Here is a 22,608-nt window from a genome sequence, read left to right on the forward strand (position 1 = left end):
GAGGTCGGCAAGGACGAAGTGGCGGTTCGAAGACCACAGTGCCCACTCCTGTCGAAAGCGGTCCTTACCCGTCGAGGCCGGACAATCCCTGCCAGGCGCCGCGGGAACCGCGGCGGGCAGCGGAGCGCTGCCAGCGGAACACGCCGTAGCCGAGGCTGCCGAGGATTCCGCCGATGAGGCAGGTCCAGAACCGGATGTCGACTCCGCCGCTCAGCCCACTCGTGATGCCGAATACGAGGCAGGCGGTGAACCACAGCAGGGTCCCGGTGAGCACGACCGGGGTGGGGTCGGCAAGTTTGCGCGGCAGGGACGGCACGTGTTGCATCGGCGGCGGTCCGGTCGAAGTGCGGTTGTCCTCGGCTGCCACACCGGAGAGGTTACCCGGACCGTGGCTGTCCGGTTTGCCCGGCACCACGAAGATGCTTTGCTAGACTAACGAGTGTGTCCGAGACCGACCGTACCGGCAATGCCGCCGTCGACACCGTCGAGGCACAGCGAACCTTGGCAGGGCGCCTGCGCGTCGCGGTCGTCCGGCTCAACCGCCGGTTACGGGCACAGGCCGAATCCGGTGTGACGCTGTCGCAGCTGTCGACGCTGGCGTCCCTGCGTCGGAACGGAGCCCTGACACCGGGGGAGCTGGCTGCCAAGGAAGGTGTCCAGCCGCCGTCGATGACCCGGGTCATCGCGTCCCTGGAGGACCTCGGCCTGGTGGCCCGGCGCAAGCACCCCACCGACGGGCGGCAGGTGATCGTCGAGCTGACCGATGCCGGGAACGCTCGTATCGAGGCGGAGGTGTCGGCGCGTGAGCGCTGGCTGGACCTGCGGCTGGCGGATCTGACCGAGGACGAGCGAGCGACGCTGTCCCGAGCGGTGGAGATTCTCGACCGCATGGCAGGACGATGATCGAAGGGCTGAACGCATAACGGTGGCTGCTTACACCTCCGGACGATCGGAAACCGACCGGAACGGGGGGCAGGTCACCTCGGCGCAGCCGTCCATATCGGACACATCGGCGCGTTCCGGTTCCGCGGAGCGCACGGACACCGGCGGCATGTTCCGTTCCCTGCGGGAACGCAACTACCGCTACTACGCCTCCGGTCAGATCGTCTCGCTGACCGGCACCTGGATGCAGCGGGCCGCGCAGGACTGGCTCGTGCTGGAGTTGTCCGGTGGCAGCCCCGCCGCACTCGGTTTTGCCGTGGCCCTGCAGTTCATGCCGACGTTGTTGCTGACGTTGTGGGCGGGGCTCATCGCCGACCGCTTCGACAAGCGGCGCCTGCTGATCGTGGTGCAGACCGCGATGGGTCTGTGCGGCCTCGCGCTCGGGTTGCTCGATGTCACGGGCGTGGTCGAGCTTTGGCACGTGTACGCGCTCGCGATGGTACTGGGAGCGTTCTCCGCGATCGATGCGCCGGTGCGTCAGTCGTTCGTGGTGGAAATGGTCGGTCCCGCGCAGTTGACCAACGCGGTCGCGCTGAACTCCATGACCTTCAACCTGGCCCGGATCGTGGGTCCGGCGATCGCCGGGGTGCTGATCACGATGATCGGCACCGGACCGGTGTTTGTGTCCAACGGTGCGAGTTCCGCCGCGGTGGTGTTGGGGCTGGTGCTCATGGACCCCGCTCGGCTGCGGCGTCCCACGGCGGCGCCGAAGGAAGGCGGCCAACTGCGGGCGGGCCTGCGCTACGTGCGCGGGCGCGCGGAACTGATGGTCATCCTCGCACTGGTGTTCTGCGTCAGCACCTTCGGGATGAACTTCGAGAGCGTCTTCGCCGTGATCGCGCGCAACGTGTTCCACCGCGACGCCGCCGGGTACGGATTGCTGATCACGATGCTGGCCGTGGGCACGCTCAGCGGTGCGGCTCTGGCGGCACGGCGCAGCGGGAGCGGGCGACCGCGCCTGCGCCTGCTGTTCGCGGGAGCGGCGGCATTCGGCGCACTGGAGGCGTTCGCCTCGCAGTTGCCGAGCTACGAGATTTTCGCGATGGCGCTCGTTCCGGTCGGTGTCGCGGTCATGACGTTTACGACCACGGCGAACTCGACCGTGCAGCTCTCGATCGACCCGGCGATGCGGGGGCGGGTGATGGGCCTGTACATGATGTTGTTCTTGGGCGGCAGACCGATCGGCGGCCTGTTGTCGGGTTGGCTTGCCGAGGTCCTGGGGGGCCGCGCGCCGCTGCTGTTGGGCGGTCTCGCGACGCTGGTGGCCACGGCGGCCGGGGCTGCGGTGCTGGCCTGGCGACGACGCGAGGTTGCCGATGACAGCAGGTTAGGCTAACCTAATTATTGTCCGCTTCGTGGTGGGAGCGGCGGTCAGTTCGGGAACCGCTCGGGCCCCGGCTCCCCTGCGGGAGCCGGGGCCCGAGCATGTGCGTGCCGGTCACTTAGTGGCCGCGCGGATGGGGGTCGGCTGACCGGCTGTGTGCGGTCGTTTCGGCAAGCGGCGTCAGCCGCTTCCTTGTCACGTATGCAGCCGGCACCGCCGCGGGTTCTCGCCGCACAGCCTCGCGAGGACACTGCCGACGTGATGTAGCGCCTCTCCCTGATGTCGGGGCTCCCGGAGCGAGGCGCAGCCGGAGGTTCCGCCGCCCGCACTCCTACGCAAACCAATCCGCGGACCCTTTTACTGCCACATGGCCATCCCGCGCACCTCCGGCCACAGCTGGGACCAGGGGGCCTTGCGTTCCTCGGCAAGCCAGATCGGTCTCCCGTTGTGCGGCTCGGTCCCGGGGCTCACCGTGGCAATCCGGCGGACGCTGTCGAAGTGGCGCTGCAGGGATCGGCGCGTGCTGCCGACGTAGAGGACCGCGCGGGTGGCTTCCGGGGGCCGGCCGAAGTAGCCGTAGCCACGGCTTCCGCTGTAGACGGTGTGGATTCCGTACCGCGGGCCGAAGTGGTGCAGCGCAGCGGCCGACCAGTAACTGGCGGCGATGACCGCGGTGTGCTGCTGCTCTTCGGCGGGTAAGGAGTGCAGCGCAGCGGCGGTGTCCCGGGCGAGTACCGGCCATTGCTCGCCGCTGTGGTTCACGAGGTCCCCGGGGAGCGCGGAAACAAGCGGGTTGGGTGTCAGCGTGGAGACGCAGATGACGGCCGAGAGCGCATAGACGGGCCAGGCAAGCCAGGTTCCCCGGGGGCGGGTCCTGACCTCCCGGCGCCGCTGCAGTCCCACTGCGCCGACCGCCCAGAGCAGGGGATACATCCCGGCCAGGTAGTACTCGCGCGCGCCGGTACTCACAAAGATCGCGGCCAGGAGCAGGAAGGTGACCCCGAGGAATCGGTAGGGACGCAACTCCGCCGAGCGCAGGAGCTTCAGCAGGCCGTAGCAGAGCAGTACGGCGCCGACGGTGCCCGCGATGATCAGCGCCCGTTTCAACAACACCGCACCATCGGCCTGGCTTTCCGCGTTGATGACACCCGCCATGCCCAGTTGCGGCCAGCCGTGGGTGGCCTGCCAGATCAGCGTGGGAATCGTTGTCAGCACGACGATGGCCGCCCCCGCCCACAGCTTCGGGCGGCGCAGCACATCCCGCGGCCCGGTGAGCAGCAGGGCGATTCCCGCGGCCGCCCAGAAACCGACGACGAGGAACTTGACCTGGATCGCCACTGCGGTGGTCACTCCCGCCCACAGCAGCAGGCGATCGTCCCCGCGGCCGTCCTGGCGCAGGCGTACCCAGCGCACGAGCAGCCACGTGAGCAGTACCCACAGGATCGGATCGAAGGTCATGGTGCCCAGCAGGCGGCCATTGAGCAGGAACTGGGGGCAGATCGCGAAGGCGCCCGCAGCGAGCACCTGGGCACGGCGGTCTGCCCCGAGTTCCCGCGCGAGCAGTGCGGTCAGGGGAACACCTGCCGCGGTAACCAGGATGGCGGGCAGGCGAAGCCCCAGCGGAGATCCGGGAAAGAGGAACTCCATCATCCGGGCCAGCAACGGCACCAACGGTTGCTGATCCGCGTAGCCCCATGCCAGGTGATCGCCGGCTGCCAGAAAGTACAGCTCATCGCCGAAATAGCCGTACCGGCTGCTTGCCGCCGCCAGCAGCAGCCCCATCGCCCCGGCGATCAGGAGGACGGGCACGGTCGCCGGCGGTGCGAGGCGAGCTCGGGCAGGCATCTCCGCCGGAGCGGAAATCGTGCTGGTCATGAGGTGGCTCTTCGCAGTCGGTCCTCGATCGGGAGAGTGATACCGGACCCGATCGGGCGGCCGATACCGGATCGATCGTAACTACTGTTTGCAAGGCGCCGGTGAAGAAGTGCTCATCGACCGGGTACGGTCCTGTCGTATACGGCAGTCGAGACATTCGGGGACCGGAAAAGCACCTCGGGACCCTCCGAGCAGGAGAGTCCCGAGGTGTCTCGGCAGCGTCGCTTGTCGGAGCATTCACTGCCGGGTCCGTGGGCCGGTCCGGGCCGTCAGGCTTGCGGAAGCCGCAGCCCGTTGTAACCGGCACGCGCGTCGGCGAACCGCCGGGATACCTCGTCCCAGTTCACGACGTTCCAGAGCTGCTGGACGTAGTCCGCTTTCGCGTTCTTGTACTGCAGGTAGTAGGCGTGTTCCCAGATGTCGAACACGAGCAGCGACGTCGTGGCGATCGACAGGTTCAACGACAAGTCTGTCTTAGTTGCAACTATGAGGCAACTGATGAGTTCCCGCATCTGGGAGGTATGGATCTCACCCCTGATCGTTTGACCTTGCCCGGCCACTCGTGGAGCATTCGGGCGAGACCTCGCGAACGGGGAAAGTCCGGTCGAACTCCGGCGCTGACCCGCAACGGTGGGCCGCGCACGCGCGCGGCGAGCCCGATCACCCGCTCGCGGGAAGGCTCCAACGACCGTCGCGGTCTGCGGTCGGGGCTTGGGTGGCCGCGCAGGATGCCCGCGGTGGATCCGGGCCGGCGCAGGCCTCACCCGGAAGGTAACGATGCGCACCACAGCGCGAGTCATACGGCGCCTGCTCGCCTTGCTCCTGACCGCCGGTGTCCTGGTCGGTTGCGGTACCGCGACCTCCGGCCGGGTTTCGCCCGACGCAGTACGTGTCGACAATTGTGGGCGCACCGAAACCTTCGAGCACCCGCCGCAGCGGGTGGTGAGCCTGAATCAGCACGCCACCGAGATCCTGCTGGCGATCGGGCTCGGAGACCGACTCGTCGGCACCGCCTTCCCGGACGATCACACACCGCCGGAGTCGGTCGCCGCCGAGTACGCGACGGTGCCGGTGCTGGCGCAGAAGTATCCCTCGGTCGAACGCATCCTCGCGGCGCGACCGGACCTCGTCGTCGGCGGCTATGCCAGTGCTTTCAGCAAGGCCGAAGGGCGCGGCCGAGCATCCCTGGAAGCCAAGGGGATCGACACGCTGCTGCTCTCGGAATCCTGTACTCAGACCCCGGCGGGGATGCACACCCTGCTCGACGACATCGCCATGTTCGGCGAGGTTCTCGGTCTGCAGGACGGTGCCGCCGAGCTCGCCGCGAGTATCAGGCAGCGGGTGAGCGCCGCCGAGCAACGGCTCAGCGGCGTGCGACCGATCGACGTGTTCGTCTACGACTCCGGCGAGAAGGCCCCGCTGACGCTCGGCGGGCACGGTATCGGCAACGATGTTCTGACGCGGGCGGGAGCGCGCAACGTGTTCGCCGACGTTGCCGAGGACTTCGCCACCGTGAGCTGGGAACAGGTCGCCGCTCGGGCACCCGGGACGATCGTGCTCGTCGACTACCTCGGCGGCGGATCGGTGCGGGACAAGCGGGCGTTCCTGGAAGGGCACCCGCTGGCCTCGCGGACCCCGGCCGTGCGCCACGATCGCTACATCACCCTGGATCTCGTCCAGTTGACCGAGGGGATCCGGTTTCCCGGCGCGGTCGAGCATCTCGCCCACGCACTGCACGGGGTGTGAGCAATGGCGACCGTTCCGCGCAATTCGAACGGCGTGGCCCGGATCGTGCTCGTGCAGGCCGCGCTGCTGGCGGCACTGGTCGTCGCCGGTGTCCTGGCCGTGTCGATGGGTTCCGTCCGGATCCCGCCGAGCCAGGTGTGGCGCATCGTCGCCGAACCGGTGGTTCCCTGGCTGGAGGCCGACTGGTCCGGGGTGTGGGAGGTGATCGTCTGGGAGTCGCGGCTGCCCCGCGTGGTCACCGCCATGGTCGTCGGTGCGGCACTGGCGCTGTCGGGTGGGGTCGCCCAGCTCGTCACCGCCAATCCGATGGCCGACCCGTACCTGCTCGGCGTGTCCAGTGGGGCGGGACTGGCGGTCACGCTGCTGACCGTGCTCGGCTTCGGTGCCGGGGCGCTGGGGCCGGTGACGCTGCCTGCAGCGGCCTTCCTCGGTGGACTGGGGGCATTGCTGGCGGTACTGGTGTTCGCGGGGCGCTCGGGTTCGGTGCTGACGTTGATTCTCGGTGGTCTCGCGGTGGGGCAGGTCGCGGGAGCGCTGACCTCGCTGGTGATCCACACGTCCGCCACCGGGGAACAGACCAGGCAGGTCGTGTTCTGGATGGCAGGCGGCCTGGGCGGATCCAGATGGGGGCTGCTGGCGGTGCCCGGCGCGGTGCTCGTGCTCGCGTTGGTCGTGGCGCTGGCGGCCGGCCGTTGGATGAACGTGCTGCACGCCGGCGACGACGGTGCCGCCGCGCTGGGGTTGAACGCGCGCCGGTTCCGGGCGCTGGCGCTGGTCGGCATCTCCCTGCTGGCGGGTACCTCGGTGGCGGTGGCGGGCGGCATCGCGTTCGTCGGGTTGCTGATCCCGCACGCTGCGAGCTTTCTCGTCGGCTCGGAGGCCCGGCGCATGCTGAGCGTCTCGGCGCTACTGGGCGCGGTGTTCCTCGTGCTGGCCGACCTGGCGGCACGCCTGGTGGTGGCGCCCTCGGAGCTGCCCGTCGGGGTGCTCACCGCGATCGTGGGAGGTCCGGTCTTCCTGCTCATGCTGCGGCGCCGGAGGAGGTTGCTGTGACAGGGGTGTCGATGAGTGGTGTCCGGGTCGACCTGGGCGCCCGTAGCGTGGTCTCCGATGTGGACCTGACGGTCGCTGCCGGCGAGGTGCTGGGGTTGGTCGGCCCGAACGGCAGCGGCAAGACGACCCTGCTGCGTACCCTGTATCGGTCGGTTCGGCCGGTTGCCGGTGCCGTGGACGTGGCGGGCCTGCCGGTCTCCTCGACCTCCCGACACCGCCTGGCCCGCACGTTGGCGGCCACGACACAGGAATCCGAGAACCGGGTCGCGTTGACGGTCCGGGAGGTGGTCGAGCAGGGCCGGGTGCCGCATCTGGGACTGCTGGATCCGATGCGCGCCGAGGACCGGCGCATTGTCGCGGACGCGCTGGCCGCCACCGGGATGCAGCAGTGGCAGGACCGGGATGTGCGGACACTGTCCGGGGGAGAGTCGCAGCGGGTGGCGATCGCGCGGGCGCTGGCGCAGTGCCCAGAGGTGCTGGTACTCGACGAGCCCACCAACCACCTCGACCTGCGCCACCAGTTCGGAGTGCTGGAGTTGCTGCGCACGCTCGCCGCGGAGGGGATGGCGGTGCTGCTCACGCTGCACGACCTGCGCCACGCGGCCGAGCACTGTGACCGCTTGGTGGTACTCGACGCCGGGCGTGTCGTCGCGGTGGGCAGCCCGGTGGAGGTGCTCGACGAGCGGCTGCTCGCCGAGGTCTTCGGCGTGCGCGGGCGGCTGCGTGTGCCGGACGCAGCATCGCAGGAGGTGGTGGGTGAGGAGCCGCATGACGCGTCCGCGCGGCCCGTCCTGGACCTCCACGGCACGGTGTGAGCATGGCTACCTGATGTGGCCTCCAACGCTGGGCAACCCTTCTCCGGGAAGGACTGCACCCGAGAAGACGGTTCACCGACCACCGCGCCAGGCCGATCGTGAAAGCACTCCTCAGCTCACCCCACGGGCCAGGTGTGCACGGGCTCACCCGAGTCGGTCAGGTCGATGTAGCGGTGCAGCATGCCCGCCAGTGCCTCCCGACGATCCATGCGCCGTTCCAGCAGCCGAACCGTGTCCCGCTGCCAGGTCGATCCGGTCTGGCCGTGCAGGCAGCGTTGCTCGATCACACCGAGGTGGCGTTCCCGCGCGCCGTCGGAGACCCCGATGGCGCGCAGACCCTCGTGCGCCATCGGCAGCAGGCGGCGCAGCACCAGTTCGTCCGGCGCGATCCACCCGACCCCGGGCCAGTACAGGTGGCCGTTCATGCCGTTGCGTGCGCCGGTGTAGAAGTTCTCCTCGGCCGCGGTGAACGACATCTGAGTCCACAGCGGTCGCTCCTGCTCGGTCAGCGCCCGCTGGACGCCGTAGAAGAAGGCCGCGTTGGCCAGGACGTCGATGACGGTCGGACCCGCCGGGAGCACCCGGTTTTCCACCCGCAGGTGCGGAACACCGTCGACCAGGTCGTACACGGGGCGGTTCCAGCGCCAGATCGTGCCGTTGTGCAATCGCAGCTCGGCCAGCGTCGGTGCCCGGCCCGCGTTCAGCGCGGCCACCGGGTCCTCCTCCTCGGGTTCCGGCAGCAGCGCCGGGAAGTAGCGGACATTCTCCTCGAACAGGTCGAAGATCGATGTGATCCAGCGCTCCCCGAACCACACCCGCGGGCGCACGCCCTGGTTCTTCAACTCCTCGGGGCGGCTGTCGGTGGCCTGCTGGAACAGCGGCACCCGCGTTTCCTGCCAGAGAGCCTTACCCAGCAGGAACGGTGAGTTGGAGCCGATGGCGAGCTGCACACCGGCCAGGCACTGGGCGGCGTTCCAGTGCGCGGCGAAGTCCTCCGGGGCCACCTGCAGGTGCAGCTGCACCGAGGTGCACGCCGAGGTGGGCAGGATCGACTCCGCATACGAGCGCAGCCGTTCGGTGCCCCCCTCGCTCAGCGGTATCCCCTCCATGTCCAGCAGGATCTCCTCGCCCCGGGCGTTGCAGATCTGCTGGTTGAGTACCGAGTACCGGGGCGGTCGGGACAGCCACTGCGGGTCGAAATGCGTGCTGCGCAGGGTCGGCAGGGTACCGATCATGACGAGTTTCGCGCCCGCATCGTGCGCCTTGCCGTCGGCACGGACCAGCGCCGTGCGCAGTTCGTCCTCCAGCTCCAGCGCACCGTCACCGGCCAGCACCCGGGGACGCACGTTGATTTCGATGTTGTGCTGACCGAGTTCGGTCGTGAAGGAGGAGTCGCCGATCTTCTCCAGCACCGTGCCGTTCGACATCGAGGGATCCATCTCGTCGTTGACGAGACTGAGTTCCATCTCCAGACCCATCTGCTGGTGCGGAAAGGAGAAGTTGCCCCCGGCGAGCATGCGGGCCAGCGCATCCAGGCCCCGCTGCATCTTGTCCCGGTACCGCTGGCGATCCACCGCCTTGAACGACCGGTCCGTCACTTGCCTTCCCATGCCGTTTCTCCCCCGCTCCTCCGGCCGGTGTACCGGCCTTCAAGGCTGGTCAGCAGGAAATTCACGGTGACACATCGGCAGAGTCGGTACCAGGGGCCAAAACGGTGGTGCCCGAGTTCATGCCGAGGTGGCGTCCCGGCGTTGCAGTTCGGCGTCGGTCAACGTGGTATCGGCCGCAGGCAGGATCGTGGTGAGCTGTGCGGAGTTGCGCGCGCCGGCGATCGGAGCAATCACATCCTGCCGGGCGAGCAACCAGGCGAGTGAGACCGCCGAAACCGGTACGTTACGCAGCGTGGCTGCCTCGTCGAGAGCAGCCAGCATCGTGACTCCCCGCTCGTCGCCGCGGATCATCGCCGTCGCCCTTCTGAGGAGTGGGGTACGCCCCCTCCGCCTGCGTCGGCGACCGGGCGCCTGCCCGCGGGCTCGGCGTTCCCCCGCGTGCCGTGGCCGCTGGCGACGGTGACGTGCCCGGTCTGCCTGATCCCGCGGCGCCCGAGCGTGAGGTGAACGACCGTCGCGGACAGCGCCACCCCGAACATCACCAGCGCCATCGGCAGGGCCGATTCGACGCCACCCAGTCCGACCAGCGGTGCCGCGAGGGCACCGACCACGAATTGGGTGACTCCGAGCAGCGCCGAGGCAGTGCCCGAAACCTCGCGATGCTCGCCCAGCACCAGTGTCGTGGTGTTGGGCATGACGAAGCCGAGGCTGGCGATCATCACGAACAGCGCCGCCAGGAGAACCGGCAGGGGAAGGCCGAACAGGACGGTGCTGACGAGGAACACCCCGGCGACCGAGGCCGAGACGAGGGCGCCGAGGAGCAACTGCGACTCCGTGGCCAGGCGCCCGACCAATCGGGCGTTGAGCTGCCCGGCGGCGACCAGGCCGATCGCGTTCATGCCGAACACGAGGCCGTAGGTCTGTGGCGACATCCCGTAGATGCCCTGCAGGACGAAGGAGGAGCCGGAGACGTAGGCGAACATCGCGGCCATCGCGAGCCCGGCGGCGAGTGCGTTGCCGAGGAACGACGGCTCGGTCAGCAACCGGCCGATGGTGGTGAAGGTGCTTCCCAGCCGGGCGGGTTGGCGCCACTGCTGCGGCTTGGTCTCCGGGAGGGCGAATATGACCACCAGCATGAGCAGGAGGCCGAAAGCGGTCAGTACGGCGAAGATCCCGCGCCACGTCGTGTATGCCAGTACCTGGCCTCCGATGACCGGTGCGAGGATCGGAGCCAGCCCGGTGACCAGCATCAATCCGGAGAAGAACCGGGTGACTTCCAGCCCCGAGTACAGATCCCGGACCGAGGCACGCGCGATGACCATGCCCGCGGCGGCACCGAAGCCCTGCAGGGCGCGCAGCGCGGTCAGCGCATACACCGACTCGGACAGGGCGCACAGCACCGAGGCGACGATGTAGATCACGAGGCCGACCATGAGCGGCTTGCGCCGCCCGACGGAGTCGCTGATCGGCCCGGCGAGAAGCTGGCCGAAAGCCAGGCCGAGCAGTGTCGCCATCAGGGTGAGTTGTCCCTGCGCTGCCGTGGCCCCCAGGTCCTCGGTCAGTTGTGGCAGGGCGGGCAGGTACATGTCGATGGACAGCGGCCCGAACGCGGTCAGACCGCCCAGGATCAGCGCGAAGCGGGTCTTGCGCCGCAGGCTGGAATTGTTGACGCCGGTCGCCGCGTCGGCCCCGTGGTCGGGGGAGACTTGTTCGCCCACGGCTTCCCTCCTCGAATCCACGGCACTGCGCTGCGCTCGCCGTACAACGTCGATGACTGTTGATTTATGCCAACTATCCTGCTTCCGCAGTCGTGAATTCCCTCACCGCGCGGGGTGGGCGGTGTGCGATCGGTGTGCGCGGCGAATGAAAAAATGAGCGGCGTGGCGCGGCTGATCGAAGTGACCGCAGTGGAGGACCCCCGGGTCGACGACTTCCGCGATCTGTCGACCGCCGACCGGCGCCCCGACCGCCCTGGTGGGCGGGGACTGGTCATCGCGGAGGGAGTCGTCGTGGTCCGACGCATGCTCGCCTCCCCGTACCCGATCCGCGCACTGCTCGGAGTGCGGCGACGCATCGAGGAACTCGGTGACGAGATCGCCGACCTCGACGTGCCCGCCTACATCGCCGATGCCGAGGTGATGGCAGGCATCGTCGGGTTCCACCTCAACCGTGGCGTGCTGGCCATCGCCGACCGAGCCCCCGAGGTCGAGCTCACGAGACTGACCGCCACCGCACGGCGCCTGGCCGTGCTGGAAGGCATCGGTGACCACGAGAACCTCGGATCGCTGTTCCGCAACGCCGCCGCGTTCGGCATCGACGGGGTGCTGCTCGGGGCCGGATGCTCGGACCCGCTGTACCGGCGCAGCGTCCGGGTGTCGATGGGACACGTGCTGCGAGTGCCGTTCACACGCGTGCACTCGTGGCCCGGGGACCTGAAACTGCTGCGCGATGAGGGTTTCCGCATCGTCGCGCTGTCCCCGCGGGCGAGCTCGGTGCCGCTGCGCGAGGCGGAACCGGGGCGGGAACCCGTCGCGATACTGCTGGGTTCCGAGGGCCCGGGCCTGACCGAGCAGGCCATGACGGCAGCGGACGTGACGGTTCGAATCCCGATGGCAGGCGAGGTGGACTCGCTCAATGTCGCCACCTCGGCGGCGATCGTCTTCCACATCATGGGTGAGGGATCCGAGGGAGGCGGCCGGTGAACAGGGTGAAAGCGGGCGCGGGCACCAGGGTGCCGGCGATGGAACTGCACGCGCGGGCCGGACGCGCGATGGTGCTCGCTGCTTCCGACCGCGCCGAGCTGGCCCCGGAGAGCTTGCCGGTGTCCGAGGCCCTGGCCGAGGCGCTGCACGAGTGGGCGCACGTGGCGGATCGGGTTGCCCACCGCGAGGCGATCGACCACGATTCCTCCCTCGTGCGGACGATCTCCCGGCGTGGGAGGCAGCTCGCGGGATTGCTGGCCGGCGAGATCGGGGCCGAGGTCGATTACGTGGACCCGAGCAGCGGGCAGGTGCACCGGATGGCCCCGCGGCGACCGGCTCGTCCCGCAACGCGCGAGCCCGCAGGGGCGCCGCGTGCTGTTCCGGCCGGAGGTGCCATGGCCGGAGAGGACGCGAGCGGACCGACCCCGTGGGCCACCGGTTCGACCGTGAGCGTGATCATCGCTGCCATCGTCGTTGTCGCGCTCGTCATCGTCTCGTCCGGGCTGGCGGAGGTCAGCGTGCTGCTGGCCGTGATCGTCAACGTGGCGATGGCCGCGGGCTTCGCCCCCTCGATCTGGCTGGGGCGGCACGTGCCGGTCTGGCGTTGGGTGGCCCTGGGCACGGCCGGGGGGATTTTCCTGTCCTGGGGGGCCCTGCTCCTCAACCTGCTGGGGTAGCGGATCCGCGGATTGGCTCGGGTGGCTGCCTCAGCGGTGGGAGCGAACGCCGAGAAGGACGTCTTCCCAGGAGGGCACGATCGGGTGCTGCTTGCGTCCCCGACGTGGGGCCTGCTCGTGCGTGGCGGATTCCTGCGCGGACGCGTCTCCGAGGACCTCTCCCACATCCGGTACTTCCGTGGTCGCGGCCTCCGTGTGCTCGCAGGGGTCGACTCGCCGGTTCCTCGCCTCTGCTGCCACTTCATCGGGTGACGTTCCGTCGGGTGCCGTTGCACCCGGTGGCGCCTCGATGTGCGGGTTGCTCGCAACAGGCGGTATCTGCGGGGACGGGCGTGCCGCCGGGGCGGGTGCCTCCGCCCCGGCCGGTGCGCCCGATGGCGGAGAAGAGGGGAGCGGGACCTCGTGTTCCGGCCGGGACGGCGCCTGCTCACCGATGGGACTCGGTGTCCATCCCGTGCCCGGTTCTCCCGACGCGGCGCTGCTGCCGGTGTCGTCCTGGTCGAGTTCGAGAGCCTCCCGGGCCAGCTCGGTCACCGGCCGTACCGTCCGCAACGGGCGGTTGGGGGAAGGGTCGAGGAGGTCGGCGGCGTGCTCGTCCAGTGCGGTGGCCGTTCCGCCTTGCGCGCCCGGGTGGAAAACCCAGTACGCGGTGTTCTCGGACTTGCCTGCCTGCCAGCGCAACTGGACGACCCACTTGCCGTCCTCCCCGCGCCAGGAGTCCCATACCGTCTCGGCGTAATCGTGCCCGCGCATGCCGAAGGTGTGCGCGACGATTTCGCCGAGAGTCTGCACATCGGGCCCGTCCTCGCGGATCGGGTGTGCCCGCTGGGCCTTCTCGGCGATTTGGGCCCGCTCCAGCAGCACGGGGTAGGCGTAGCGTTCGACACGCTGCTCCGGGAGGCCGGATGCCGCCGCGACCTGCTCGACGGAGGCTCCCCCGCGGATCCGGGACTGGATCTCGCGCGGCCGCATCTGGGCTTCCAGCTCGATCTGGACTTGTCCGAGCCGGGTCAGATCGCCCCGGGCGGCGGCCCGCAGACGCTCGTCGGCGGGTACGGAAAAGCGTTCGCCGTTGTCGGGGTCCTCGCAGATGACGGTCTCGCCGTCCTCGTCGAGCCCGACCACCCGCAGCGCTCGCATTGCTCGGCCTCCCCGCGCCTCCGGCTGCATACATGTCACCAAGTCATAACGGTAACCCGGCGTGCCGTGTCGAAGAGGCAGGCACGCCGGGCCGCCGCCTGCATGGGTGCCACGATCTTGCCCGAGGAACGAAGACTGTGCGAATCGGTAAGATCACTCATCTTCGCGTCGATCACGCAGTGCTCGATCGTGGCCGCGGGTGAGTGCCGCGCCGGTGTGGCGCGCTCAGCCCAGCTTGTTGACGATCCAGTCGATGGACTGCGTCAGCGCGGTGACGTCATCGGGTTCGATGGCGGGGAACGTTCCGACCCGCAGCTGGTTGCGGCCGAGCTTGCGGTAGGGCTCGGTGTCGACGATCCCGTTCGCACGCAGCGCCTTGGCCACCGCTGCGGCGTCGACCGACTCGGCGAAGTCGATCGTGCCGACCACCTGGGAACGCTTGGCCGGATCGGCGACGAACGGTGCCGCGTACTCCGAGGCTTCCGCCCACGAGTACAGCCTGCCCGAGGACTCGGCCGTGCGTCGGACGCACCAGTCCAGGCCGCCCTGGCCGAGCATCCACTCGATCTGGTCGGCCAGCAGGAACAGCGTGGCCAGGGCCGGGGTGTTGTAGGTCTGGTCCTTGCGGGAGTTGTCCAGCGCCGTGGTCAGCGACAGGAACTCCGGCACCCAGCGACCGGAGGCGCCGATCTCACCGATCCGCTCGATCGCGGCGGGGCTCATCGCGGCGAGCCACAGGCCACCGTCGGAGGCGAAGGACTTCTGTGGTGCGAAGTAGTACACGTCGACATCGGCGGGATCGAACGCGAGGCCTCCGGCTCCCGAGGTGGCATCCACGGCGATCAACGCGTGCTCGGATCCGGCAGGCCGTGTCGGTGGCAGCATCACGCCGGTCGAGGTCTCGTTGTGGGCCCAGGCGATCAGGTCCGCGCTCGGGTCCGAGACCGGTTCCGGTGCGTCACCGGGGTCGGACGAGACCTGCAGGGAGTCCTGCAGGAAGGGGGCGTCCTGGGTGGCCTTGGCGAACTTCTGCGAGAACTCACCGTAGGTCAGGTGCAGCGCGCGCTCGCGGACGAGCCCGAACGTCGCCGCATCCCAGAAGGCCGTGGTGCCACCGACCCCGAGGACGACCTCGTAGCCCTCGGGTAGGGAGAACAGCTGGCTGAGACCTTCCCGAACGCGCCCGACGAGGGACTTCACCGGCTTCTGCCGGTGCGAGGTGCCCATCACCGCAGCGCCCTCCGAGGCGAGCCGCGCGAGCTGCTCGTCGCGGACCTTGGACGGACCGCAGCCGAACCGGCCGTCGGAGGGGGCGAGGTCGGAGGGCAGCTGCAGGGTCGTCGGGTCGGTCGTGGTTTCGGCCTGCGTCATGCCGGCGCCTTTCGGTCGTTGTTGTGTCGGGACCAACCTGGGTCGCAGGTGGCCGTGCTTGCAAACGTCTCCTGGAGAGCGGCCGGATGACCGGCGCCGTTGCCGGATCAAGCGCGGCCGTGCCGCGGTGGACGGCTCGCAACGTCCGGTGGCCGTGTACTGCCGCGAACCGTCATCGGGCAACTTACTGCCCCGAGCGAGCTGTTGGCCACCGGTGACAGCCAGAAGGGGACTTAAGACCCACCACCGGGGCCGCCGAACCCGCGGCCCCGTTCAACCTAATCCTCCGGGTACCGGGGCCGGAGCGCGATCGTGACCAGAGGCACCGCCGGTGAAATCAGCCACCGGGGTCGGCGCGGGGTGCGGGAGCGTCGTCGCGCAGGTGCTCGGCGAGGTCGGATCGAGCTCTGGCCACCCGGGACCGCACCGTGCCGATCCTGCAGCCGCAGACCCGGGCGGTTTCCTCGTAGCTGAGCCCCAGGACCTGGGTGAGTACGAAGGCCTCCCGCCGGTCGGCATCCAGCTCGCCGAGAGCGACACGGAGCGCATAGCTCTCGGACATCGCAGGCTGGAGCGGCTGGACGCGCTCGGCGGCCGACTGCCAGTCCACGCAGTCGGCCTGCTGCGGGCGTCGGCGCCGCCGGCGCAGGTGATCGGCGGCGACGCGGCGTGCGATCGCCAGGAGCCAGCTGCGCGCGGAGGCCTGCCCGCGAAACGATGCCAGCGAGGAGAAGGCCCGCACGTAGCAGTCCTGGGTGAGGTCGTCGGCGTGGTGGCGATCGGTCAGGTGTCGCAGCAATTGCCGGACCTGCCGTTGCGTTCCCCGGACAAAAGCGGCGGCAGCTTCGCGATCGCCCTGCTTCGCCGCGATCGCATACCACGTCAGCTGCTGGTCATCCACCGTTACCCACCAGGTTCACCGGCACCGGAAAGCTTCTCGGCCGTCTCTGCCGCAGAGCACGATACGCCGCACGCGTCGGGGAACCGAAACGGTGTCGGCGAGCACGAAGCATGCGTGCCGCACGGCACAGCGAGGAGAGACACGGGTCGTCCGGCCGCTTCCCGCGGACCACTCCGCAGGACAGGGCCGGTGCGGCGCGTACATTGGCTTTGCCTCGCCAAGCCTGTGGGCTGCGGGTTCGGTGGTGCGCGCCCGCTGGTGGCAGGGCCGAACCCGCCCGACTCGACCGTTACGGAAAGGTACAGGTGACAATGTCGGCGACGTCGTCGCTCACCGGAGAATCCGCCACGGGTCGTGATGTGGAGCTGGCTGTGAGCGGTATGACCTGTGCTGCCTGCGCGGCCCGTGTCGAACGCAAGCTGAACAAGCTCGACGGTGTCCGGGCCAATGTCAACTATGCGACCGCGCGTGCGAGCGTGACCGTGTCCGCACCGGCCGGCGACGACGTGCTCACGGACACCGTGGAGAAGGCCGGCTATCACGCCGAGGTGCTTCGCCCGGCCGCGGCGGGCGGGACCGCGGAACATTCCGACGACCGCACGCGCGACCTGTGGCGCAGGCTCGTGGTCGCCGTGCTGCTGTTCGTTCCGCTGGCGGATCTGGCCATCCTGTTCACGGTCATGCCCGCGGCGCGCTTCGCCGGCTGGCAGTGGTTGCTCGTTGCTCTCGCCCTGCCGGTGGCGGGGTGGGCGGCCTGGCCGTTCCATCGAGCTGCATTCGTCAACGCGCGGCACGGCTCCTCCTCGATGGACACGCTGGTCTCGATCGGCATCGTCGCCGCCAGTGCCTGGTCGCTGTACGCGATGTTCACCCGGACCGGCACCACCTCCGACGCTTCCGGCCTGTGGCTGCTGGTGAACGCCGAAGGCGTGGCGTACCTGGAGGTCGCCGCCGGAGTGACCACCTTCGTCCTGGCAGGCCGGTATTTCGAAGCCCGCGCGCAACGCAAGGCAGGCAGCGCCCTTCGCGCGCTGGCCGAGCTCAGCGCCTCCAGTGCCACCGTGCTGCTCGAGGACGGCTCGCAGCGCGACATCGCGATCGAGGACCTGCAGGTCGGTCAGCGCTTCGTCACTCGTCCCGGGGGCACGATCGCCACCGACGGCCGTGTCGTCGAGGGCCGGGCCGCGGTCGACGGCAGTTCGATGACGGGCGAGTCGGTTCCGACCGAAGTCGCCCCGGGCGAGGAGGTCATCGGCGGCACAGTGGTCTCGAACGGGCGGCTGGTGGTCGAGGCCACCAGGGTCGGGCGGGACACCCAGCTCGCCGCCATGGTGCGCCTGGTCGAAGAGGCGCAAACGGGCAAGGCGGCCGTGCAACGCCTGGCCGACCGCATCTCGGCGTACTTCGTCCCCGCCGTTCTGGTGCTCGCGACACTCACGTTCGGCGGATGGCTGCTCGCAGGCGGCTCGGTCGAGCGGTCGTTCACCGTGGCCCTGTCGGTGCTGATCATCGCCTGCCCGTGCGCGCTGGGGCTGGCGACCCCGACCGCGTTGATGGCGGCGTCCGGGCGAGGGGCGCAACTCGGGATCTTCCTCAAGGGCTATCAGGCCCTGGAATCCACGCGTGCCATCGACACGGTCGTGTTCGACAAGACGGGCACGGTCACCTCGGGCCGGATGTCGCTGGTCGACGTCTCCTGCACCGAAGGCGTCGATCGAGCCGGGGTGCTGCGCTTGGCCGGTGCCCTGGAGGAGGCCTCGGAACACGCGGTGGCCGCGGCGATCAGCGCGGCGGCCCGCGCGGAGCTGGACGAGCTGCCGCAGGTCGAGCGGTTCGTCAGCGAGCCGGGGCTCGGCGCCGGTGGTGTCGTGGACGGCCACGACGTGCTGGCGGGCCGGGCGAAGTTGTTCACCGAGCGCGGCCTGGCGATTCCTCCGGAACTCGACCGGCAGCGCGAGCAATGGGAGCAGCAGGGCAGAACGACCGTGCTCATCGGGTGCGATGACCGGGTGCTCGCCGTGCTGGCCCTGGCGGATCTGGTCAAGCCCTCTGCGGAGCGGGCTGTGCGGCAACTGCACCGGCTCGGTCTCCGCACCGTCCTGCTGACCGGGGACAACGAGGCCACTGCCGATGCCGTGGCCGGTGAGGTCGGGATCGGGGAGGCGATCGCGGGAGTCCTTCCCGGGGAGAAGGTCGATGTCGTCCACGAGCTGCAGTCCGCGGGACGCACGGTGGCGGTCGTGGGGGACGGTGTCAACGATGCTCCGGCACTGGCTGCCGCCGATCTCGGTCTGGCGGTGGTGGCCGGTACCGACGTGGCGATCAAGGCCGCCGACCTGATCCTGGTGCGCGAGGACCTGACCGTGGTCCCGGACGCGATCAAGCTCGCCCGCGGTGCCCTGCGCACCATTCGCGGCAATCTGATGTGGGCCTTCGGCTACAACATCGCCGCGATCCCCTTGGCGATGTTGGGACTGCTGAACCCGCTGATCGCCGGAGGGGCCATGGCGCTCTCGTCGGGCTTCGTCGTGTCGAACAGCCTGCGCCTGCGTCGCTTTCCCGCCGGTGCCGCGCCCACCGGTGCCGCGTCCGCCAGTGCTGCGCCTGCGGAGGCCACGTGAGCGGTCTGTTCAGGCCCGGCGCGACTCGGCCATCTTGGCGAGCATCGCGGTGTAGGCCGCGTCCTCCTCGGAACCGCCGGTGCCGTCCCCGTCTCGCTGCTCGCGATGCCACTGCCACAGCAAGGCCGCCAGGGCCAGCATCAACGGCACTTCGCCTGCGAGCCAGCCGATCACCCCGCCGAGTCGCTGATCGGCGAGCAGGTCCGGTGCCCACGGAAGATCCAGGGTGCGGTAGTAGTTGCCCGCGATCACCGCGGGCATGCTCATGACGAGCACGCCGAAGAAGACCTGGAACGGCATGGCGCCGAGCACGATGCCGAGTCGGGGCAGGTGCGGCACCTGCCGCGGTGTCGCGTCCACCCCGACGACCGCCCAGTAGTACAGGTACCCGACCACGAGGAAGTACCCGTACAGGATCTGATGCGCCCAGTGCTCCTCCATCGCGGCCTCGAAGAGCCCGGTGAGGTACAGCCCGTAGAGCGAACCGATCAACAGTACCGCGGCGAGCACGGGGTGGGTGAGCACGCGCACCAGCGGGGAATGCGCGATCGCGAGTACCCATTCGCGAGGACCGTACGGCTGCCCGCCTGCGGCGGAGGGCAGGGCCCGCAGCGCGAGTGTCACCGGCCCGCCGAGCACGAGCAGTACGGGGGCGAGCATGTTCAGCAGCACGTGGGTGACCATGTGCACGCTGAACACCGCCGGTGCGTACATCCCCAGGCCGGACGAGGTGGCGATCAGGACCGTCGCGCACCCGCCCAGCCAGGCCGCCGTGCGTCCGAGTGGCCAGTGCTCGCCGCGCAGGCGCAGCCGGCGTGCGCCCAGCAGGTACCCGAGGGCCAGGACGATCGCGGCTGTGCCCAGCACGAGGTCGAGGCGCCACATGGTCGCGAACCGCAGCAACGTGGGTGCCTCGGGCAGGCTGTAGCCGAAGATCACTTCGGTGGCGGTCACATCCCGGGTGAGCAGGTTCGGCGGCGGGGTGTGGGCCATGCCCATCGACACCCCGATGGTGATCAGCATGATCGCGGTGTCGAGGCCGACCAGGCGCCACAGCGTGCGGCGCGGGCCGCCGGGACGGGCCGCACCGGTGATCCGCCTGCGGGCGAGGACACCGCTCGCGCCGAGAAGAAGCAAGCAGAGGGCCTTGAGCAGCACCAGAGCCCCGTAGCCGGTACCGAGCAACCGGGTCGGTGTCATCAGCACCAGCGCGTCGATCGTGCCCGAGACGGCCAGCACGAGCCAGCATCCTGCGGCGAGCCGCCGGTACCGGGTGGCGACGGATTCGAGGTGGGAGCCCCGACGGCGCAGGTGAGCGGCCACCGCGATCAGCACTCCCAGCCACACGGAGGCGGCGAGCACGTGGAACACGAGACTGTTGGTGGCGTAATCGTGCCCGGCATTGGAGGCGGAGTGGCTCACGAACACCGGAGGCAGCAGCCCCACGGCCGCCACCCCCGCCAGCGCCATGCTCGTCCGCCAGCGCAGCACCACGTGGCAGGACACGGCCACGATCAGGGACAGCAGCGCGGACAGCAGCCACGCCTTGGGCGCGTCGAGCGCGCCGAGCAGACCGAGCAGGGCTTCGGGGCTCGCGACCTCGGAAACCGGTTGGCCCGCCGAGTCGGCGGTGTCGAACACGGTCATGAGCAGTGTCGCCCCGAACCACACCCAGGCCGCGCCCCCGCCGAAGCGCAAGGCCGCATAGCCGTCGGCGGAGACGATGCCGGACTGCTGGGGAGCGGTGAAGAACGCGGAGAAGACCAGCGAACCCACGCATGCGGCACCGGCGACGTCGACCACCCAGCGGAGGAGGTTGACGCCCACCTTCGTCACCACGCCGGGATCGGCGTACCCCAGAACCGTGTAGGCCGTGCTTCCGGCGGTGAGCACCAGAACGGTGATCACCGCGACCGCCCCGATCACCCCGGTCGCCATCCAGGCGAGAGCGACCGACCGCCCGGGTGTGGCGGCCCGGGAATCGGTGCGCGAATCCCGCGAATCCGCAGGGTCGGTGGTCGGTACGGAATCGGGCATGGATCGACCTCGGTTCGATGCGGATATGCCGGCCGGTCGGCTCTCCGAACCGGTCGATGCGCAGGATAAACCCTTGCCGACTCGCTACCGTGAAGCACCGGTGTGCGGTGTGACGTGCCCGTACACGGCCGCCGGCGTGCAGGCCATGCCGGCGGCCGTCAGGGCGTCCCCGGCGATACCGACCGTTTCCTCGGAAGAGCTCCCGGCGACCGGAGCCGACCCCCGTGCCCGCTGCCTGTCCCCGTCAGCCGACGGCGGCCTCCAGCGGGGTGACCGAGGACCATCCCTCCAGCTCGTGCGGCGACCGCGGCCCGGGGCCGACGTAGTGGGCCGAGGGGCGCACCAGACGCCCGGTGCGCTTCTGCTCCAGGATGTGCGCACACCAGCCGGCCGTGCGGGCACAGGTGAACATCGCGGGCATCATGCGCGTGGGTACCTGGGCGAAGTCGAGAATCAGAGCTGCCCAGAATTCGACGTTGGTCGCGATCGGCCGGTCGGGGCGGCGCTCGGCCAGGACCGACAGCGCGGCCTGCTCCAGCTCGGCCGCCACTTCGAAACGGGGGGCACCCAGCTGCTTGCAGGTGCTGCGCAGCACGCGGGCGCGCGGGTCTTCGGCCCGGTAGACCCGGTGACCGAAACCCATGAGACGGTCCCCGCGGTCGAGGATCGACTCGACCACCTTGCGGGCATCGCCGGTGAGTTCGACCTCTTCGACCATCGGCAGCACGCGGGCGGGAGCGCCGCCGTGCAGCGGTCCGGACATCGCACCGATCGCGCCGGAGAGCGTGGCCGCGACGTCGGCTCCGGTCGAGGCGATCACACGTGCGGTGAACGTCGAGGCGTTCAGGCCGTGCTCCGCCGCCGAGGCCCAGTAGGCGTCCAGTGCCTTGACGTGGGCCGGGTCGGCCTCGCCGCGCCAGCGTGTCAGGAACCGCTCGGTCACCGTCGAGCAGCGGTCGAGCTCGCGTTGCGCAACGGCGGGCCGGTCACCGCGAGCGGACTGCGCGACATAGGACAGCCCGAGTTCGGAGGCGCGGGCGAGCTGCTCCCGCGCCTGCTCGTCACCGATGTCGAGCAGCGGTTCGAAACCGAGCTCCGGGGCGAGCATGGCCAGGGCGGACTGCACATCGACCCGCACGTCCCCGGTGCGCACCGGGAGCGGCAGGTCCTCGGAGGGGCGCAGCCCGTTGCCGAAGCGTCCGTCGACGAGCAGGGCCCACACGTCTCCGAAGGAGACCCTGCCCGCGAGTTCCTCGATGTCGACGCCGCGATAACGCAGCGCACCCCCGTCACGGTCGGGTTCGGCGATCTCCGTTTCGAATGCCACCACGCCTTCCAGCCCGGGCCGGAAAGTGGAGTGTTCCTGCTCCGGTTCACCTTGCCCTGCGGTGGCTTGCCCGGTCTTGTCCTCAACTGGGTTCGGCATCGTCGCCTCGTCTCCTCGTCGCTGGTTGTGACCGCATACCGGTGGTACACGGCGGGGACGTGGCGGGGTGCGCAGGACACGGCCAGTGGCCGCGGCCGTTGCTGTGGGAACAACGGTGCACCCGACGGGGCCCCGGAAGCAACGCCGATGAGCAAAGTCACAGTGCCACCGGGGCGGTGATCACGTTGTCGCCTCGAACGCGCGGGCCCCGCACCCGGAGACGACCAGGAGCAACGCGGTGCTCCGGCGTGCTGGATCGGTGACGGGATCGATTGTGAACAATCCGGTGATTCAGCACACGCTCGGTTGCCGTTTACCGTCGTCGTCAGTGGCTCATTGCGGTGGCATGGCCGGAGCTTTCTCCGGCG

Annotated in this window: 18 protein-coding genes and 1 pseudogene; 8 read left to right on the forward strand and 11 right to left on the reverse strand. The window is 69.6% G+C overall.

Going from position 1 to position 22,608, the window contains the following annotated elements; genetic code table 11:
- Window positions 1-64 precede the first annotated feature (64 nt).
- Window positions 65-367, reverse strand: coding sequence for a DUF2530 domain-containing protein (locus tag DFQ14_RS11295; protein WP_338072604.1), 303 nt, complete (start codon window positions 365-367; stop codon window positions 65-67).
- 74 nt (window positions 368-441) lie between these two features.
- On the opposite strand from DFQ14_RS11295, the gene DFQ14_RS11300 reads away from it, so the two are divergent.
- Together DFQ14_RS11300 and DFQ14_RS11305 are read left to right on the forward strand one after the other, a co-directional pair.
- Window positions 442-903, forward strand: coding sequence for a MarR family winged helix-turn-helix transcriptional regulator (locus tag DFQ14_RS11300; RefSeq protein ID WP_246195804.1), 462 nt, complete (start codon window positions 442-444; stop codon window positions 901-903).
- Window positions 904-1,051: 148 nt separating this feature from the next.
- Window positions 1,052-2,278 (forward strand): MFS transporter, encoded by a 1,227-nt coding sequence (locus DFQ14_RS11305; RefSeq protein ID WP_114453198.1) that lies wholly within the window; start codon window positions 1,052-1,054, stop codon window positions 2,276-2,278.
- 345 nt (window positions 2,279-2,623) lie between these two features.
- On the opposite strand, the gene DFQ14_RS11310 is transcribed toward DFQ14_RS11305, so the two are convergent.
- Entirely contained in the window at window positions 2,624-4,141 is a 1,518-nt protein-coding gene (locus DFQ14_RS11310) for an ArnT family glycosyltransferase (RefSeq protein WP_114453199.1), read from the reverse strand.
- Between the two features lie 269 nt (window positions 4,142-4,410).
- Window positions 4,411-4,605: pseudogene (locus DFQ14_RS11315) on the reverse strand (Fe-Mn family superoxide dismutase); the annotation flags it as partial.
- 313 nt (window positions 4,606-4,918) lie between these two features.
- Between DFQ14_RS11315 and DFQ14_RS11320 the strand changes: the two are divergent.
- From DFQ14_RS11320 to DFQ14_RS11330, 3 genes are read left to right on the forward strand one after another with little or no spacing between them, the layout of a single operon-like run.
- Window positions 4,919-5,887, forward strand: coding sequence for an ABC transporter substrate-binding protein (locus DFQ14_RS11320; RefSeq protein WP_246195803.1), 969 nt, complete (start codon window positions 4,919-4,921; stop codon window positions 5,885-5,887).
- Between the two features lie 3 nt (window positions 5,888-5,890).
- Window positions 5,891-6,940, forward strand: a complete 1,050-nt coding sequence (locus DFQ14_RS11325) for a FecCD family ABC transporter permease (RefSeq protein WP_114453200.1) — start codon at window positions 5,891-5,893, stop codon at window positions 6,938-6,940.
- Window positions 6,937-7,755, forward strand: coding sequence for an ABC transporter ATP-binding protein (locus DFQ14_RS11330; RefSeq protein WP_179951548.1), 819 nt, complete (start codon window positions 6,937-6,939; stop codon window positions 7,753-7,755). Before DFQ14_RS11325 ends, DFQ14_RS11330 begins: the two co-directional genes overlap by 4 nt.
- 116 nt (window positions 7,756-7,871) lie before the next feature.
- On the opposite strand, the gene DFQ14_RS11335 is transcribed toward DFQ14_RS11330, so the two are convergent.
- The 3 genes from DFQ14_RS11335 to DFQ14_RS11345 all read right to left on the reverse strand — a co-directional run bounded on the left by DFQ14_RS11335 (window position 7,872) and on the right by DFQ14_RS11345 (window position 11,083).
- Complete coding sequence (locus tag DFQ14_RS11335; protein ID WP_114453201.1) at window positions 7,872-9,365, reverse strand: glutamate-cysteine ligase family protein; 1,494 nt, start codon at window positions 9,363-9,365, stop codon at window positions 7,872-7,874.
- Between the two features lie 117 nt (window positions 9,366-9,482).
- Window positions 9,483-9,716: an aldo/keto reductase gene (locus DFQ14_RS11340; protein ID WP_114453202.1), complete on the reverse strand. Its 234-nt coding sequence runs from the start codon at window positions 9,714-9,716 to the stop codon at window positions 9,483-9,485.
- The gene (locus DFQ14_RS11345) at window positions 9,713-11,083 is read right to left on the reverse strand and encodes a multidrug effflux MFS transporter (protein ID WP_114453203.1); all 1,371 of its coding nucleotides are present in this window, start codon (window positions 11,081-11,083) and stop codon (window positions 9,713-9,715) included. The genes DFQ14_RS11340 and DFQ14_RS11345 overlap by 4 nt, the downstream gene beginning before the upstream one ends.
- Before the next feature lie 153 nt (window positions 11,084-11,236).
- Between DFQ14_RS11345 and DFQ14_RS11350 the strand changes: the two genes are divergently transcribed.
- Window positions 11,237-12,067: a TrmH family RNA methyltransferase gene (locus DFQ14_RS11350; RefSeq protein ID WP_179951549.1), complete on the forward strand. Its 831-nt coding sequence runs from the start codon at window positions 11,237-11,239 to the stop codon at window positions 12,065-12,067.
- Window positions 12,064-12,744, forward strand: a complete 681-nt coding sequence (locus tag DFQ14_RS11355) for a DUF2537 domain-containing protein (RefSeq protein WP_246195802.1) — start codon at window positions 12,064-12,066, stop codon at window positions 12,742-12,744. The genes DFQ14_RS11350 and DFQ14_RS11355 overlap by 4 nt, the downstream gene beginning before the upstream one ends.
- Before the next feature lie 30 nt (window positions 12,745-12,774).
- Here DFQ14_RS11355 and sepH read toward each other — a convergent pair whose 3' ends face one another.
- The 3 genes from sepH to DFQ14_RS11370 all read right to left on the reverse strand — a co-directional run bounded on the left by sepH (window position 12,775) and on the right by DFQ14_RS11370 (window position 16,156).
- Complete coding sequence (gene sepH, locus DFQ14_RS11360) at window positions 12,775-13,884, reverse strand: septation protein SepH (RefSeq protein ID WP_114453204.1); 1,110 nt, start codon at window positions 13,882-13,884, stop codon at window positions 12,775-12,777.
- Window positions 13,885-14,109: 225 nt separating this feature from the next.
- A complete protein-coding gene (serC, locus tag DFQ14_RS11365; RefSeq protein WP_114453205.1) occupies window positions 14,110-15,255 on the reverse strand; it encodes a phosphoserine transaminase in 1,146 nt (381 codons plus the stop codon).
- A 337-nt stretch (window positions 15,256-15,592) separates the two neighbouring features.
- Window positions 15,593-16,156: a sigma-70 family RNA polymerase sigma factor gene (locus DFQ14_RS11370; protein WP_114453206.1), complete on the reverse strand. Its 564-nt coding sequence runs from the start codon at window positions 16,154-16,156 to the stop codon at window positions 15,593-15,595.
- A gap of 311 nt (window positions 16,157-16,467) precedes the next feature.
- On the opposite strand from DFQ14_RS11370, the gene DFQ14_RS11375 reads away from it, so the two are divergent.
- Complete coding sequence (locus DFQ14_RS11375) at window positions 16,468-18,777, forward strand: heavy metal translocating P-type ATPase (RefSeq protein WP_114453207.1); 2,310 nt, start codon at window positions 16,468-16,470, stop codon at window positions 18,775-18,777.
- A gap of 9 nt (window positions 18,778-18,786) precedes the next feature.
- Here the strand turns inward: DFQ14_RS11375 and DFQ14_RS11380 are convergent, their stop codons facing one another.
- Entirely contained in the window at window positions 18,787-20,814 is a 2,028-nt protein-coding gene (locus DFQ14_RS11380) for a bifunctional copper resistance protein CopD/cytochrome c oxidase assembly protein (protein WP_246195801.1), read from the reverse strand.
- A gap of 244 nt (window positions 20,815-21,058) precedes the next feature.
- On the reverse strand, window positions 21,059-22,240 hold the full coding sequence (locus DFQ14_RS11385; protein ID WP_114453208.1) for a citrate synthase 2: 1,182 nt from the start codon (window positions 22,238-22,240) through the stop codon (window positions 21,059-21,061).
- Window positions 22,241-22,608: the final 368 nt, after the last annotated feature.

Origin of the sequence: Halopolyspora algeriensis, assembly GCF_003337235.1 — a bacterium.
Classification (GTDB): domain Bacteria; phylum Actinomycetota; class Actinomycetes; order Mycobacteriales; family Pseudonocardiaceae; genus Haloactinomyces; species Haloactinomyces algeriensis.